Source organism: Streptomyces sp. NRRL S-31 (genome assembly GCF_000718775.1).
Taxonomy (GTDB): domain Bacteria; phylum Actinomycetota; class Actinomycetes; order Streptomycetales; family Streptomycetaceae; genus Streptomyces.
The window spans coordinates 1-211 of sequence record NZ_JOCB01000312.1; the positions used below are offsets into that span (position 1 = coordinate 1).

The 211-nt window shown below is 71.6% G+C and carries 1 protein-coding gene; it reads right to left on the reverse strand.

The genetic code is table 11. From position 1 onward, the window contains the following. Positions 1–211, reverse strand: a 211-nt coding sequence (locus IF37_RS40605) for a hypothetical protein (protein ID WP_037858603.1), incomplete at both ends; no start/stop codon positions are given.

Here is a 211-nt window from a genome sequence, read left to right on the forward strand (position 1 = left end):
CCACAACGGCTCCACCCGCTCCTGGCCATAGGTCGCCAGCAACGCCTGCGCCTCGATCGGATCACCCAGCGTCGTCCCCGTACCATGCGCCTCCACCACATCCACGTCCGCGGCCGCCAGCCGGGACACCGCCAGCGCCTGCCGGATCACCCGCTGCTGCGACGGACCGTTCGGCGCCGTCAGCCCGTTCGACGCACCGTCCTGGTTCACC